Below are 14,478 nucleotides of genomic sequence, written 5' to 3' on the forward strand. Positions count from 1 at the left end.
CACCCGCCGCCAAGGAGCCTTCCATGCGCGCCATCCTGATCGCCGCCGCCCTGTTGACCGGGGCGGCGCCCGCCGCCCTCGCCACGGCAGCCTCCGCCCAGACGGCGCAGGCCGCCGCGCCTGCCCGCAGCCCCCAGTTCGAGCGCGACCGCCAGTCCATCCTGGCCCAGGCGGGCGCGTTCCGCGTCCACTTCGACATGCGCGAAAACGTCAGCTTCGTCGCGAACTACGACCCGCTGGAAGAGCAGCTGTCCAGCGGCACCGAAATCGTCCGCGTCGTCTATGACCACAGCGACCGCATCAGCCTGCAGCACATCCTGGTGATGGAGCACGGCGGCAAGAGCATCGTCGTCAAACACTGGCGCCAGGACTGGACCTATCAGCCGCAGAGCGTCCTGACCTATGTCGGCGACAACAGCTGGCGCACCACGCCCGTGCCCGCCGCCGAGCGTGAGGGCGCCTGGTCGCAGACCGTGTGGCAGACGGACGATTCCCCACGCTACGGCGGCGTCGGCCGCTGGACCTATGAGAACGGCTTAAGCGCCTGGACCTCCGGCCCGACCTGGCGGCCGCTGGCCCGCCGCGACGCGGTGCGCAACCCGGTCTACGACCGCTATCTGGGCGTCAACCGCCACATCCTGAAACACGACGGCTGGGTCCACATCCAGGACAATATGAAGCTGTCGGGCAAGGACGGCGGCGAGCCGGTCGCCATCGTCCAGGAAGACGTCATCAACAGCTATGACGCCTCCACCGCCTTCTCGCCCAAGGCGGGCGACGACTACTGGGCGGCGACGAAGTGTTACTGGGCGGCCGTGCGCGACGCCTGGGACGCAATCATCGCCCGCGACGGCGGCGTCCGCGTCGCAGAGGAAGCCGAGACCGGCGCCATCACCGCCCCGCCCCTGATGAAGCTGGCCGATCAGATCCGGGCCGGCGAACTGACCACCGAGGCGGCCGTCGCCCAGGCCCGCGTCCTGATCGAGGCGACCGCCCGCTGACGCAAAACGCCCCCCCGCTCCGACAAGGGAACGGGGGGCGCTTCAATTCAGGCCTTGGCGGTCAGGCGTCAGCCTTCGCCCATGCCCTCGGCCGGGCGCGGGGCGCCGCCCGCCCGCACCGCCGCCTCGATACGGCCGCCGACGTCGGGGTCGATGCTCTTCCAATAGTCGAAAGCGCGCTCCAGCACCGGGGAACGCACGCCGCCCAGCAGGCTGCCCGCCACCTGATCGACCAACTGAGCGCGCTGGTCGTCGTTGAACACTTCGCGCACCAATACGCCGGGCTGGGTGAAGTCGTCGTCCTCGGCGTGCAGCGTATAGGCGCTGCGGACCAGTTCGCCGTCGACCTCCCAGCCGTCATGGACCGGGCCGGTCTCGTCCGACCATGTGCGGCCGCCGCTGTTGGGCGCATAGACCGGCTGGGCGCCCGAGTGGTGATAGGCCATATGCCCGTCGAACATATAGGTGTTCATCGGCACCTTGGGCTGGTTCACCGGCAGCTGGTGGAAGTTGGTGCCGATGCGGTTCCGCTGGGCGTCGTTATAGGCGAAGGCCCGGCCCAGCAGCATCTTGTCCGGCGACAGGCCGATGCCGGGCACGGTGTTGCCGGGCGAGAAGGCCGCCTGTTCGATCTGGGCGAAGAAGTTCTCCGGATTGCGGTTCAGCGTCATCACGCCGACCGGGATCAGCGGATAGTCCTTGTGCGACCAGGTCTTGGTCAGGTCGAAGGGGTTGAACCGATAGGTCGCCGCCTCGGCGTAGGGCATGACCTGAACCGACAGATCCCAGACCGGATGCTCGCCGCGCGCGATGGCGTCGAACAGGTCGCGGCGGTGGAAGTCGGCGTCGGCGCCCGACATGGCGGCGGCCTCGGCGTTGGAGAAGAAGGCCATGCCCTGGCGGGTATGGAAGTGGTACTTGACCCAGAATTTCTCGCCCGCGGCGTTGATCCACATATAGGTGTGCGAGCCGTAGCCGTTCATCTGACGCCAGGTGCGCGGCAGGCCTCGCACGCCCATCAGATAGGTCACCTGGTGCGCCGACTCGGGATTGTTGGTCCAGAAGTCCCACTGCATGTGGTTGTCGCGCAGCCCGGAGTCGGGCAGCCGCTTCTGGCTGCGGATGAAGTGGGGAAACTTCATCGGATCGCGCACGAAGAAGACCGGGGTGTTGTTGCCGACCAGGTCGTAGTTGCCCTCGTCCGTATAGAATTTCAGCGAGAAGCCGCGCACGTCGCGCCAGGTGTCGGGGCTGCCTTGCTCGCCCGCCACGGTCGAGAAGCGCGCCAGCATTTCGGTCTTCGCGCCCGGCTGGAACAGCGAGGCCTTCGTATAGGCCGAGACGTCGTGCGTGGTTTCGAACACGCCGAACGCGCCCGAGCCCTTGGCGTGGGGCTGGCGCTCGGGAACCTTCTCGCGGTTGAAGTGCGCCATCTGCTCCAGGAAGTGCACGTCGTGCAGCACCACGGGCCCGTTCGGCCCGACGGTAAGCGAGTTCCGATCACTGACCGCCGGAGCGCCTGCGCCCGTCGTGGAGCCTGATTTCTGTTGGGTCATCGCCTGTCTCCTCTGCCGCCCGCCGCGTCACCCACAGCCGAGCTTGGCTTATGAGATGGACCAGAGGCGTGAAATTGCAACCGTCCCTGTCGCTGAAAAGACAACTGCTCTGACGGGTCGGTAAAGCGCCCATGACGGCGCAGCCGATCTCGCCGGATCAAGCTCCGGGTCAGCGATCTCAGCAGGCGACATCTGGCAGAACGACCTTAGGCCCCAGCCGTTCCGGCCAACGTCACAGCAGGCGGTGCGCGGCCTGGAGCGCCTCGGCGGCCTGCGCCTGGCCGGGGACGACTGCAATCAGAACCGCCGTCGCCAGCGCCAAACCCGCAATCGTCAGAGGCGCGATCGCCCGTGGTGAAATAGCGAACTTCATGCCCGTCAGCCCCGTCTGCGATGACGCTGAAAACTAGGGCGGCTCCATGATGATCCGCGCACATTTCCACGGCGGTCTAGCCAAGTTTCAGCGACAGAAGTTTGGCGGAACATCGCTCGACAGATGATTGCTCGGGACGCAGAGCCGCGCCGCTTGATGCCTTTTCAGCATCAATTCTGAACAAATCGGCATTTTGGGTCATGACACACGCCTCCTAAGGTCGGTCTCAACAGAGAACGCGGAGACGACAGGGTGCAGGCATCAGCGATTGAACGGGTGGAGACGATCGTCCTCGACGTGCCGACCATCCGGCCGCACGTCCTGTCGGTCGCCACCATGCAGTCGCAGACCGTGGTCCTGGTGCGCCTGCACTGCGCCGACGGCGTCGAGGGCGTCGGCGAAGGCACCACCATCGGCGGTCTGAGCTACGGCGGCGAAAGCCCCGAAGGCATCAAGCTGGCGATCGACGCCTATTTCGCGCCGCTGCTGATCGGCGCCGACACCACCCGCCCGGCCGTCATCATGGATCGCCTGCGCCGCTCGATCATCGACAACCGCTTCGCCAAGAACGCCGTCGAGACCGCCCTGCTGGACATTCAGGGCAAGCGCCTGGGCGTGCCGGTCAGCGAGCTGCTAGGCGGGCGCATCCGCGACCGCCTGCCGGTGCTGTGGACCCTGGCCAGCGGCGACACCGCCCAGGACATCGCCGAGGCCGAAGCCATGATCGCGTCGGGCCGCCACGCCGCCTTCAAGCTGAAGATCGGCAAGCGCCCGGTGCAGGACGACGTGGCCCACGTCGCGGCGATCAAGCGCGCCCTGGGCGCCCGCGCCAGCATCCGCGTCGACGTCAATCAGGCCTGGAGCGAGGCCGCCGCCAAACGCGCCCTGCCCCTGCTGGCCGAGGCGGGCGTCGATCTGGTCGAGCAGCCGATCCGCGCCCATGCGACGGCGGGCATGGCGCGGCTGACGGCGATGGGCCTGATCCCCATCATGGCCGACGAAGCCCTGCACGGTCCCGAGAGCGGCTACGCCCTGGCCTGCGGTCAGGCGGCCGACGTCTTCGCCCTGAAGATCGCCCAGGCCGGCGGCCTGACCGAGGCCAAGCGTCTGGCGGGCGTCGCCCAGTCTGCGGGCGTCGCCCTTTACGGCGGCACCATGCTGGAAGGGCCGGTCGGCACCATCGCCTCAGCCCAGTTGTTCGCCACCCTGCCCGAGATCGAGTTCGGCACCGAACTGTTCGGCCCCCTGCTGCTGACCGAGGAACTGCTGGTCGAGCCGCTGCACTACGCCGACGGCTGCCTGAGCGTGCCCAGCGGGCCGGGTCTGGGCGTTCAGTTGAACGAGGACGCCATTGCGGCGCTCCGCCGCGATCGAGATTCCCGGACCTCGGTCATCACGCCCAAACTGGTTGCGGGGTAAGACGATGCTGTTTCATGTGACCATGGATGTGCGCATTCCGCACGACGCCGACCCGGCGAAGATCGACCGGCTGAAGGCCGAGGAAAAGGCCCGCGCCCAGGATCTGCAGCGTCAGGGAATCTGGCGCCACCTGTGGCGCGTCGCGGGGCGATACAGCAACGTCAGCGTCTTCGACGTCGCCGACGCCCAGACGCTGCATGACCTGCTCAGCACCCTGCCGCTGTTTCCCTACATGGACGTCCAGGTCACCGCCCTGTGCCGCCATCCGTCATCGATCCACGAGGACGATCGCTAAGAGCCCACAAGGGCCAACACTATTGGAGAGGAAGAAGACATGACCGAAGATTTCGTCGCCACGCCCGAGGTTCAACAGCTTCTCGACCGCGCCAGCGGCATGACCGTCGAGGGCGGCGATCCCCGACTGAAGTCCATCACCCGCGACGTAATCGAGGCCCTGATGCGCGTCATCGCCAAGCATGACGTCAGCGAGGACGAGTTCTGGGGCGCGATCAAATTCTTCCAGGACGGCGCCCAGGAGTTCGGCCTGATCGTGCCGGGCACGGGTCTTGAGCACTTCATGGACCTTGTCCTCGACGCCAAGGACGCCGAGGCGGGCCGCACCGGCGGCACCCCGCGCACCATCGAAGGCCCCCTCTATGTCGAGGGCGCGCCCCTGGTCGAAGGCGACAGCGTCAACCTGACGGACGACGCCGACGACACCGACACCCTCTATATGACCGGCAACATCGTCGGGCCCGACGGCGAGGCCCCGGCCGACGCCATCCTTCACGTCTGGCACGCCAATTCGAAGGGCTTCTATTCCCACTTCGACCCGACCGGCGAGCAGACCCCGTTCAACAACCGCCGCCGCATCAAGGTCGGCGCGGACGGCCGCTACTACTTCAGCTCCAAGATCCCCAGCGGCTATTCGGTGCCGCCGAACGGCGCGACCGACCGGATGCTGAAGGCCATCGGCCGCCACGGCAACCGCCCGGCCCACGTCCACTTCTTCGTCGAGGCGCCCGGCTATCGTTCGCTGACGACCCAGATCAACTTCGGCGACGATCCGTTCGCGGCCGACGACTTCGCCTTCGCCACGCGCGACGGCCTGCTGCCGGTGCCGCAGCGTCAGGGCGACAGCGCCTACGTCGCCTTCGATTTCACCCTGCAGCGCGCCGCTGACAAGGCGGACGAGCACCTGTCCGGCCGCGCCCGCGCGGCGGCCTGATCGGAAGACCTGCGGTTCGTGTCCAAGATTTTCGCTTCTCCCCGCGCCGCGCTCGAGGGCCTGTTGTTCGACGGCATGACCATCATGTCCGGCGGCTTCGGGCTCTCGGGCAACCCCGAGAGCCTGATCCCCGAGATCAGGGCGGCCGGGGTCGGCCGGCTGACCGTCATCTCCAACAACGCAGGCGCCGACGGCTTCGGCCTGTGGATGCTGCTGGAGAGCCGTCAGGTGAAGAAGATGATCTCCAGCTACGTCGGCGAGAATAAGCTGTTCGAGCAGCAGTATCTCTCGGGCGAACTGGAACTGGAACTGAACCCGCAGGGCACCCTGGCCGAACGCATCCGGGCGGGGGGCGCGGGCATCCCCGCCTTCTACACCAAGACCGGCGTCGGCACCGTCGTCGCCGAGGGCAAGCCCGTCGAGACCTTCGAGGGCGAAGACTATGTGCGCGAGACCTGGCTGCGCGCCGACCTGTCGATCATCAAGGCCTGGCGGGCCGATCCGGCCGGGAACCTGATGTTCCGCAAGACGGCGCGCAACTTCAATCCGAACATGGCGACCGCCGGAAAGACCACCGTGGTCGAGGTCGAGGAGTTCGTCCCCGAAGGCGCCCTCGATCCCGACGCCATCCACACGCCGGGCATCTATGTCGACCGCATCGTCCTCAGCACCATCAATGAAAAGCGCATCGAGAAGCTGACGACCCGTCCGCGCGAGGAGGCCTTGTCATGAGCTGGACCCGTGACGAGATGGCGGCCCGCGCCGGGCAGGAACTGCGCGACGGCTACTATGTGAACCTGGGCATCGGCATTCCGACGCTGGTGGCCAACCATGTGCCCGAAGGCGTCCGCGTCACGCTGCAAAGCGAGAACGGCCTGCTCGGCATCGGTCCCTTCCCCTACGAGGGCGAGGCGGACCCCGACCTGATCAACGCCGGCAAGCAGACGGTGACGGTGCTGCCAACCTCCAGCTTCTTCTCGTCGGCCGACAGCTTCGCCATGATCCGCGGCGGCCACATCGACATGGCCGTGCTGGGGGCGATGGAGGTCGCCGCCAACGGCGATCTGGCCAACTGGACCATCCCCGGCAAGATGGTGAAGGGCATGGGCGGCGCCATGGATCTGGTCGCCGGGGTCAAGCGGATCGTCGTGGTGATGGATCACGTCGCCAAGGACGGCTCGCCCAAGATTCTGGAGCAATGCGCCCTGCCCCTGACCGGCCGGAAGGTCGTGGATCTGATCATCACCGATCTGGGCGTCATCGCCGTCGACCGCAAACAGGGCGGCCTGACGCTGATCGAGACCGCCCCCGGCGTCACGGTCGAGGAGATCACGGCCAGGACCGGCGCCCCGCTGGCCATCGCGGCGGCGGTGGCATGACCGCCCTCATGCAGGGAGCCGCCGCGCGGCGAGCGATAGGGCAAGCCATATGACCGAGGCCTTCATCTGCGACGCCGTCCGCACCCCGGTCGGACGGCTGAACGGCGGGCTGTCGGCGGTGCGCGCCGACGATCTGGCGGCGATCCCGCTGCGGGCGCTGGCGCAGCGCAACCCTGCGCTGGACTGGAGCGCCATCGAGGACGTCATTCTGGGCTGCGCCAATCAATCGGGCGAGGACAACCGCAACGTGGCGCGCATGGCGGTGCTGCTGGCGGGCCTGCCCGAGACCGTGCCGGGATCGACGATCAACCGCCTGTGCGGATCGGGCCTCAACGCCGTGGGGCTGGCGGCGCAGGCCATCCGCGCGGGCGAGGCCGAGCTGGTGATCGCGGGCGGCGCCGAGAGCATGACCCGCGCCCCCTATGTCATGGGCAAGGCCGCGACCGCCTTCGACCGCGCCCAGATGATCGAAGACACGACGATGGGCTGGCGCTTCATCAACCCGGCCCTGCGCGCCGACTATGGCGTGGATACGATGCCCCAAACGGCCGAGAACGTCGCCGAACAATGGGGCGTCAGTCGTGAGGCGCAGGACGCCTTCGCCCTGGACAGCCAGACCAAGGCCGCCGCCGCCCTGACCTCTGGCCGGTTCGACGCCGAGATCGTTCCCGTCTCCGTGCCCCAGCGTCGCGGCGACCCCGTCGTCTTCGCCGTGGACGAGCATCCGCGCGCCACCTCACTCGATGCGCTTGCCAGGCTGAAGCCGGTCGTGCGGCCGGACGGCACGGTGACTGCGGGCAACGCCTCGGGCCTCAATGACGGAGCGGCGGCGATGATCGTCGCCTCCGAGGCCGCCGCCCGCGCCCACGGCCTGACGCCGCGCGCCCGCGTCGTCGCCATGGCGGCCTCGGGCGTGGCGCCGCGCATCATGGGCGTCGGCCCGGTCGAGACGGCGCGCAAGCTGTTCGCCCGCACCGGCCTGAGCATGGCCGACATGGACGTCATCGAGCTGAACGAGGCCTTCGCCGCGCAAGCCTTGACCGTGTTGCAGGAGCTTCAGGTCGATCCGCGCGATCCGCGCCTTAACCCCAACGGCGGCGCCATCGCCCTGGGCCATCCGCTCGGGATGTCCGGCGCCCGCATCGTCATGACGGCGGTGGAGCAGCTTCACCGCACCGGCGGCCGCTACGCCCTTTGCACCATGTGCATCGGCGTCGGTCAGGGCATCGGCATGATCGTGGAGCGGGTATGAGCGAGCAACACGTCACGCTCGGCGACGGCTGCCGTCTGGCCTATCGGTTCGACGGGCCTGAAGACGCGCCCGTGCTGCTGCTGTCCAACTCGCTGGGCACGCGGATGGAGATGTGGGACGCCCAGATGGCCGCCTTCGCCGCCCGGTTCCGGGTGCTGCGTTATGACAGCCGGGGGCACGGCGCCTCGGACGCGCCTGCGGGCGCCTATGGTCTCGACCGACTGGGCCGCGACGTGGTGGAGCTGCTGGACGCGCTGACGCTTGAGCGCGTCGCCTTCTGTGGCCTGTCGCTGGGCGGCATGGTCGGCCAATGGATGGGCGTGCGCGCGCCCGAACGGCTGGAGCGGCTGGTGCTGGCCAACACCTCAGCCTTCATGGGGCCGCCCTCGGCATGGGACGCACGCATCGCCAGCGCACTGTCGCAAGGGATGGCGCCGCTGGCGGCAGCCTCGGTCGCCCGCTGGTTCACGCCGGACTTCGCCGCCCGCGCGCCCGATCCGGTCGCCGTCATTGAGGCCGGACTGCTGGCGACCTCGCCGCAGGGTTACGCCGGGTGCTGCGCCGCCATTCGCGACATGGACCTACGGCGACTGGGCGGACTGATTACGACGCCGACGCTGGTCATCTCGGGCGACGCCGATCCGGCCACCCCGCCCGACCACGCCGCCGCCCTGGTGAAGGCCATTCCCGAGGCGCAGTTGAAGGTGCTGAACGGCGCCCACCTGTCGAACGTCGAACAACCCGACGCCTTCGCCGGCGCCGTGCTCAGCTTCCTCGCGGCCTGATCTGGCTGCGGGTGCGTTCGCGCACCAGGGCGCAGAAGCCGCCCAGCACCGAGGATCGGTTGTCGCGCAGATAGGCCAGGCTCAACTGCGTCTCCCGCTCCTGTCCCAACAGGGGCCGATAGGCGACGCCGTGCAGTTGGGCCTCCGAGGTCGATTCCGGCACGAGCGACACCCCCGCCCCCACCGACACCAGCGACAGGGCGGTCTGGATCTCCAGCGTCTCCTGGGCGATCTCGGGCGTGAAGCCCTCGGCGCGGCACAGATCCAGCACATGGTCGGCGAAGCTGGGCCGGGGCTGGCGCGGATAGAGGATGAAGGGCCGCACGGCCAGATCAGCCAGGGCGATATGGCTCTGTTCGGCCAGGACGTCGGTGTCCGGCAGGGCCACGATCAACGGCTCGCGCTGGACCACCTCGCTGACAATGTCCGGATCCTGAATGCCGGGCCGGGCGAAGGCCACGTCGATGGAGCGGTCGCGCAGCGCCACCCGCAGTTCCGCCGTGTTCATGGCGTGCAGCACCAGTTCGACCTCGGGATACTGTTCGCGATAGGCGTTGAACACGCCCGGCAGGATCGAAAAGGTCGCCGAGCCGACGAAGCCCACCTGGATCACCCCGACCAGTCCTTCGGCCGCGCGGCGCGCCACCCGCACGGCGTCGGCGACCCGCGCCTGAATGTCGCGGGCGCGCGGCAACAGGGCCTCGCCCGCCGGGGTCAGCTGGATGACGCTGCGGCTGCGGTCGAACAGCAGGGCGCCGATGGCGTTTTCCAGGCTGGCGATCTGACGGCTAAGCGCGGGCTGGGCGATGTAAAGCCGTTCCGCCGCCCGGCCGAAGTGCAGTTCTTCGGCCACGGCAAGAAAATAGCGCAGGCGCCGCACATCGACGCCCGAAAGGACAGCGCGCGGCAGAGGTTCCGGCTTCGGCGAGCGTTTCATTCCAACATCAGAGCCTGACGCCCGCCCGCAAGGCAATAACCAAAAGGCATCAGACTCTGCCCTTTTTGTATTGGCCCATTATCAGACCCTCCGACAGTCTTCGTTTCAGGGAACGGAACAACGAACCGCGAAAAGCGGTCCAACCCAGGAAACGAACATGACAGCGGCGCCCAGCCCGATCACGCGACCCAGCCCGTTTTCGAGCGGTCGCCCCAAGCTCCAGACCGTCGTCCGCAACCTGACGGACAACGGCATCGTGGAGTTCGACTTCATCTACGGCGACCCCGACCTGAGCGTCGAACTGGTCCTGCCGGTCATCGCCTTCCGGGAGTTCTGCCTGGAGAACGGCTGTCTGGTGACCGCCGCCGATCCCGCCGCCAGCCACGCCGTGCTGCGCCTCGTCAAGGACGGCCCCGCCGTCGCCCCTGAGCCTGTTGGAGCGTCACAATGAATATCGACCTCAAAGCTGAGGCGATTACGCCGCGGCGTCACACCTTCTCGCACATCGCGCGGCGCTTCGGCGTCGACAAGCCCGCCTCGCGCTATGACGAGGCCACCTATGACGTCCAGCCGACGGCCAATTTCCACTATCGGCCGACCTATTCGCCCGAGTTCGAACTGTACGATCCGCGCCGCACGCGCATCGTGATGAACGACTGGTACGTCTTCCGCGACCCGCGCCAGTTCTACTACGCCTCGTACAATATCAGCCGCGCGGCCATGCAGCAGTCGTTCGACGACGCCGTGAACTTCGTCGAGAAGCGCGATCTGGCCGCCGGCGTCGACCCGGCCTGGCGCGACATGTTCGCCGCCTATCTGCTGCCGCTGCGCCATGTCGAATGGGCAGCGAACATGAACTGCCAGCTGATGGCCGACTGGGGCTATGGCACCCAGATCACCTCGGCGGCGGCCTTCTGCGGCGCCGACCGCCTGGGCATCGCCCAGGTTATTTCACGCATCGGCCTGCTGTTGGGTCAGGGCACGGAGAGCGCCCTGGCCGACGCCAAGACGCAATGGCTGGAGGCCGATGTCTGGCAGCCCCTGCGCCGTCTGGCCGAGGACCAGATGGTCGTGCACGACTGGTTCGAGCTGTATGTCGCCCAGCTGATCGTGCTGGACGGCTACATCTATCCGCTGGTCACAGGCGCCTTCGACCGCGCCGGCGCCGCGCATAACGGCTCGGCCTTCTCGATGATGACCGGCTTCCTCGGCGACTGGTTCGCCGACAACAGCCGCTGGACCGACGCCGTGGTCAAGGCGGCGGCCGCTGAATCGGACGCCAACCGCATCGTGCTGGGCGAGTGGTTCGAGCGCTGGTCCGCCCGCGCCGAAGAGGCCGTCCGCCCGATCGCCGCCATGGTGCTGGGCGCCGAAGGCGACGTCGCCGTCGATGCCGTCGGGGCGCGTCTGCGCGAACGGATGGTCGGCCTGAACGCCCTGGAAGCCCGGGAGATGGCAGCATGATCAAGCCCGTTTCCATCAGCATTCAGAACACCCAGGACGGTTTCGCCATCATTGAAGCCATCCTGGCCGACAACCCCGAGGCCAAGAGCAACCCCTTCCCGGCCATGACCAAGATCGACTGCCCCGGTCGGCTGGAAATCCGCGCCGAGAGCGTTTCCGAACGCCTGGGCCGCGACTGGGACCCTCAGGAAATCCACCTCAGCGTCATCTCCCTGTCCGGTTCGGTGGACGAGGACGACGGCTCTCTGATCATCTTCTGGAGATAGGCATGACCCCGCGCAAAATGAGCCTGAAGCAGAAATACGGCGCCTATACGCGAGGTCTGGACTGGAAACCGACCTATCAGCGCGCCGACGACATCTTCCCCTTCGCCAAATACGAAGGGATCAAGATCCACGACTGGGACGCCTGGGAAGATCCCTTCAAGCTGACCATGGACGCCTATTGGAAATTCCAGGCGGAGAAGGAGCGCAAGCTCTACGCCGTCATCGACTCCATGGCCCAGAACAACGGCCAGCTGGGCATCACCGACGCCCGGTATCTGAACGCGGTCAAGCTGTTCATCCAGGGCGTGACCCCGCTGGAGTATCAGGCGCACCGCCACTTCGCCCACCTGGCGCGGCACCTGCCGGGCGCGGGCCTGCGCGTGGCGGCGCAGATGCAGTCGATCGACGAACTGCGTCACTGCCAGACGCAGATCCACACCATCAGCCACTACAACAAGTATTTCGACGGCATCCACGACTTCACCCACATGCATGACCGCCTGTGGTATCTGTCGGTGCCCAAATCCTTCTTCGACGATGCGACCAGCGCCGGACCGTTCGAGTTCCTGACCTCGATCAGCTTCGCCTTCGAATACGTCCTGACCAATCTGCTGTTCGTGCCCTTCATGTCGGGCGCGGCCTACAACGGCGACATGGCGACGGTGACGTTCGGCTTCTCGGCCCAGTCGGACGAGAGCCGCCACATGACGCTGGGCCTTGAGGCCGTCCGCTTCCTGCTGGAACAGGACGAGGCCAATGTGCCGATCGTCCAGGGCTGGATCGACAAGTGGTTCTGGCGCGGATACCGCCTGCTGTCCCTGGTCGGCATGATGATGGACTACATGCTGCCCAAGAAGGTCATGTCCTGGAGCGAGGCCTGGGAGACCTATTATGAGCAGGCGGGCGGCGCCCTGTTCGCCGACCTGGCGCGCTATGGCATCCGCGAGCCGAAATACGCCGACGTCGCCAAGGCCGAAAAGGGCCACATGACGCACCAGGCGTGGGGCATCTTCTACAACTACACCCACGCCGCCGCCATGCACACCTGGGACATCGACGAAGCCCACATGGCCTGGCTGCGCGAGAAGTATCCCGACACCTTCGCCCAGCACTATGAGCCGCGCTATCGCAAGTGGCGCGAACAGGCCGAGGAAGGCAAACGCTTCTACAACGACGGCCTGCCTCAGCTGTGTCAGGTCTGCCAGATCCCGATGGCCTTCACCGAGGTCGGCGATCCGAACACCATCAGCTTCCGCGTCTCTGAGCACGGCGGCGACAAGTTCCACACCTGTTCGGACGGCTGCTGTCCGTCGTCGAAACATTTGGCGCAGGTTTGGCGTGGCGTTAACGGAGAGCGGGCCTCGTCAGGGGTTGGCTTTTAGGCGGCGAGCTTGCGGTGCTGCAAGCGGCGATGTTCGATGGTCTGTTTCTTGATGGCGGCGCGCTGGGCGTGGATCTGCCGATCGCGGCCAAAGTAGGCATCTGCGGGCGTCACATTGCCCAGGCTTTCGTGATAGCGCTGGTGGTTGTAGTGCTCGATGAAGGCTTCGATCTGGGCTTCGAGATCGCCGGGCAGGTAATAATTCTCCAGTAGGATGCGGTTTTTCAAGGTCTGGTGCCAGCGCTCGATCTTGCCCTGTGTCTGGGGGTGAAAGGGGGCGCCGCGCACGTGGCTCATGGACTGGGCCTCGATATAGGCGGCCAGTTCGCCCGCGACATAGCTCGGGCCATTGTCCGAGAGCAGGCGCGGCATGTGCAGCACGGTGGCGCTGTCACAACCTGATGCGGCCAGCGCCAAGTCCAGCGTGTCGGTGACATCGCCCGCCGTCATGGTGGTGCACAGCTTCCACGAGATGATGTAGCGGGAATAGTCGTCGAGCACGGTTGAGAGGTAAACCCAGCCCCAACCGATCAGCTTGAAATAGGTGAAGTCGGTCTGCCACATCTCGTTTGGTCGCATCGTCTTGGTGTGGAACTCGTCGCGGGCCTTGATGACGATATAGGCTGGGCTGGCGATCAGATCCTGTGCCTTGAGCAGGCGATAAACCGTGGCCTCGCAGACAAAGTACTGCTTCTCATCGGTAAATTTGGTGGCCAACTCGCGGGGCGAGAGTTCGCTTTCCTCCAGCGCCATGTCGATGATCTGTTTGCGCACATTCTCGGGCAGCCGGTTCCATACCCGGCTTGGCGCCGAGGGGCGGTCTTCCAGCGCCTCAGGCCCACCATCAAGGTAGCGGGCATACCAGCGGGCAAAGGTGCGGCGTGGGATGCCCAGTTTCTCCAGCGTCTGTCGGGTGGGCAGATGGGATTGCTCGACGAGGCGGATGATCTCGAGCTTTTCTGCGGCGGGATACCTCATTCTTGGTCGCCCCCATCCGCGATCATGCTTTTTTTAAGCAGGCGGTTCTCGAGCGTCAGGTCGGCCACGCATTCCTTGAGAGCCAGTGCTTCACGGCGCAGATCCTTGACCTCGTCACTGGTGGCGGCACGGGCCGTGTCCCCGGCCAGACGGCGTTTGCCAGCCTCAAGGAATTCTTTTGACCAGGAATAATACACGCTCTGGGCGATGCCTTCGCGGCGGCACAGTTCAGCGATGCTCTCCTCGCCGCGCAGGCCTTCGAGCACGATGCGGATTTTATCCTCGGCCGAGAAATGCCGGCGTGTGGCACGGCGAATATCTTTCACCACCACCTCGGCGGGCTTCTTGGTGGGCTTGGCAGCCAATTTTGGGCTGGAGGGATTGGGTCTCATCTGCGTTCCTTACGTCACTGCGACGAGACCCAATCCCTCCATTATCCGCAACCCCAGATCTGTGCCA

General features: G+C 66.5%; 17 protein-coding genes. 12 read left to right on the forward strand and 5 right to left on the reverse strand.

From position 1 onward, the window contains the following. Positions 1 to 23: 23 nt before the first annotated feature. A complete protein-coding gene (locus tag FGL25_RS14485; protein ID WP_167493359.1) occupies positions 24 to 1,001 on the forward strand; it encodes a DUF6607 family protein in 978 nt (325 codons plus the stop codon). Between the two features lie 68 nt (positions 1,002 to 1,069). On the opposite strand, the gene FGL25_RS14490 is transcribed toward FGL25_RS14485, so the two are convergent. The 3 genes from FGL25_RS14490 to FGL25_RS17825 all read right to left on the reverse strand — a co-directional run bounded on the left by FGL25_RS14490 (position 1,070) and on the right by FGL25_RS17825 (position 3,132). Then, on the reverse strand, positions 1,070 to 2,557 hold the full coding sequence (locus FGL25_RS14490) for a catalase (protein WP_138142088.1): 1,488 nt from the start codon (positions 2,555 to 2,557) through the stop codon (positions 1,070 to 1,072). 232 nt (positions 2,558 to 2,789) lie between these two features. Continuing rightward, positions 2,790 to 2,930, reverse strand: a complete 141-nt coding sequence (locus FGL25_RS16905; RefSeq protein WP_003164223.1) for a hypothetical protein — start codon at positions 2,928 to 2,930, stop codon at positions 2,790 to 2,792. Positions 2,931 to 3,006: 76 nt separating this feature from the next. Next, positions 3,007 to 3,132, reverse strand: coding sequence for a hypothetical protein (locus FGL25_RS17825; RefSeq protein WP_290125526.1), 126 nt, complete (start codon positions 3,130 to 3,132; stop codon positions 3,007 to 3,009). A gap of 50 nt (positions 3,133 to 3,182) precedes the next feature. Between FGL25_RS17825 and FGL25_RS14495 the strand changes: the two genes are divergently transcribed. Genes FGL25_RS14495 through pcaD form a run of 7 tightly spaced genes read left to right on the forward strand, consistent with a single transcriptional unit; the run spans position 3,183 to position 8,993 of the window. Continuing rightward, positions 3,183 to 4,349, forward strand: a complete 1,167-nt coding sequence (locus tag FGL25_RS14495; RefSeq protein WP_167493360.1) for a muconate/chloromuconate family cycloisomerase — start codon at positions 3,183 to 3,185, stop codon at positions 4,347 to 4,349. A gap of 4 nt (positions 4,350 to 4,353) precedes the next feature. Then, positions 4,354 to 4,644: a muconolactone Delta-isomerase gene (catC, locus tag FGL25_RS14500; protein ID WP_046654385.1), complete on the forward strand. Its 291-nt coding sequence runs from the start codon at positions 4,354 to 4,356 to the stop codon at positions 4,642 to 4,644. Between the two features lie 39 nt (positions 4,645 to 4,683). Beyond that, positions 4,684 to 5,577, forward strand: coding sequence for a dioxygenase family protein (locus tag FGL25_RS14505; protein WP_138142089.1), 894 nt, complete (start codon positions 4,684 to 4,686; stop codon positions 5,575 to 5,577). Between the two features lie 9 nt (positions 5,578 to 5,586). Next, positions 5,587 to 6,309 (forward strand): CoA transferase subunit A, encoded by a 723-nt coding sequence (locus FGL25_RS14510; protein WP_197733885.1) that lies wholly within the window; start codon positions 5,587 to 5,589, stop codon positions 6,307 to 6,309. Next, entirely contained in the window at positions 6,306 to 6,956 is a 651-nt protein-coding gene (locus FGL25_RS14515) for a 3-oxoacid CoA-transferase subunit B (protein WP_138142091.1), read from the forward strand. The genes FGL25_RS14510 and FGL25_RS14515 overlap by 4 nt, the downstream gene beginning before the upstream one ends. Before the next feature lie 49 nt (positions 6,957 to 7,005). After that, a complete protein-coding gene (pcaF, locus tag FGL25_RS14520) occupies positions 7,006 to 8,208 on the forward strand; it encodes a 3-oxoadipyl-CoA thiolase (RefSeq protein WP_138142092.1) in 1,203 nt (400 codons plus the stop codon). Further along, complete coding sequence (pcaD, locus tag FGL25_RS14525) at positions 8,205 to 8,993, forward strand: 3-oxoadipate enol-lactonase (protein WP_138142093.1); 789 nt, start codon at positions 8,205 to 8,207, stop codon at positions 8,991 to 8,993. Before pcaF ends, pcaD begins: the two co-directional genes overlap by 4 nt. On the opposite strand, the gene FGL25_RS14530 is transcribed toward pcaD, so the two are convergent. Continuing rightward, entirely contained in the window at positions 8,974 to 9,930 is a 957-nt protein-coding gene (locus tag FGL25_RS14530) for a LysR family transcriptional regulator (protein ID WP_138142094.1), read from the reverse strand. The genes pcaD and FGL25_RS14530 overlap by 20 nt on opposite strands. 157 nt (positions 9,931 to 10,087) lie before the next feature. Between FGL25_RS14530 and FGL25_RS14535 the strand changes: the two genes are divergently transcribed. The 4 genes from FGL25_RS14535 to FGL25_RS14550 are packed head-to-tail and all read left to right on the forward strand — an operon-like array spanning position 10,088 to position 13,042. Then, positions 10,088 to 10,381, forward strand: coding sequence for a phenol hydroxylase subunit (locus FGL25_RS14535; RefSeq protein WP_138142095.1), 294 nt, complete (start codon positions 10,088 to 10,090; stop codon positions 10,379 to 10,381). Next, a complete protein-coding gene (locus FGL25_RS14540) occupies positions 10,378 to 11,394 on the forward strand; it encodes a phenol hydroxylase (protein ID WP_138142096.1) in 1,017 nt (338 codons plus the stop codon). The genes FGL25_RS14535 and FGL25_RS14540 overlap by 4 nt, the downstream gene beginning before the upstream one ends. After that, the gene (locus FGL25_RS14545) at positions 11,391 to 11,660 is read left to right on the forward strand and encodes an MmoB/DmpM family protein (protein ID WP_087139175.1); all 270 of its coding nucleotides are present in this window, start codon (positions 11,391 to 11,393) and stop codon (positions 11,658 to 11,660) included. The genes FGL25_RS14540 and FGL25_RS14545 overlap by 4 nt, the downstream gene beginning before the upstream one ends. A gap of 2 nt (positions 11,661 to 11,662) precedes the next feature. Further along, positions 11,663 to 13,042 carry a phenol 2-monooxygenase gene (locus tag FGL25_RS14550; protein ID WP_252970205.1) on the forward strand — a complete coding sequence of 460 codons (1,380 nt, stop codon included), beginning with the start codon at positions 11,663 to 11,665 and terminating at the stop codon, positions 13,040 to 13,042. Here FGL25_RS14550 and FGL25_RS14555 read toward each other — a convergent pair. Beyond that, positions 13,039 to 14,411, reverse strand: a protein-coding gene (locus tag FGL25_RS14555; RefSeq protein ID WP_095046155.1) for an IS3 family transposase whose coding sequence is annotated in 2 segments (ribosomal slippage) — positions 13,039 to 14,054 and positions 14,054 to 14,411 — 1,374 coding nt in all. Because the reading frame shifts where the segments join, the coding sequence is not laid out codon by codon here. The genes FGL25_RS14550 and FGL25_RS14555 overlap by 4 nt on opposite strands. Positions 14,412 to 14,478: the final 67 nt, after the last annotated feature.

Source organism: Brevundimonas vancanneytii (genome assembly GCF_901421975.1).
Taxonomy (GTDB): domain Bacteria; phylum Pseudomonadota; class Alphaproteobacteria; order Caulobacterales; family Caulobacteraceae; genus Brevundimonas; species Brevundimonas diminuta.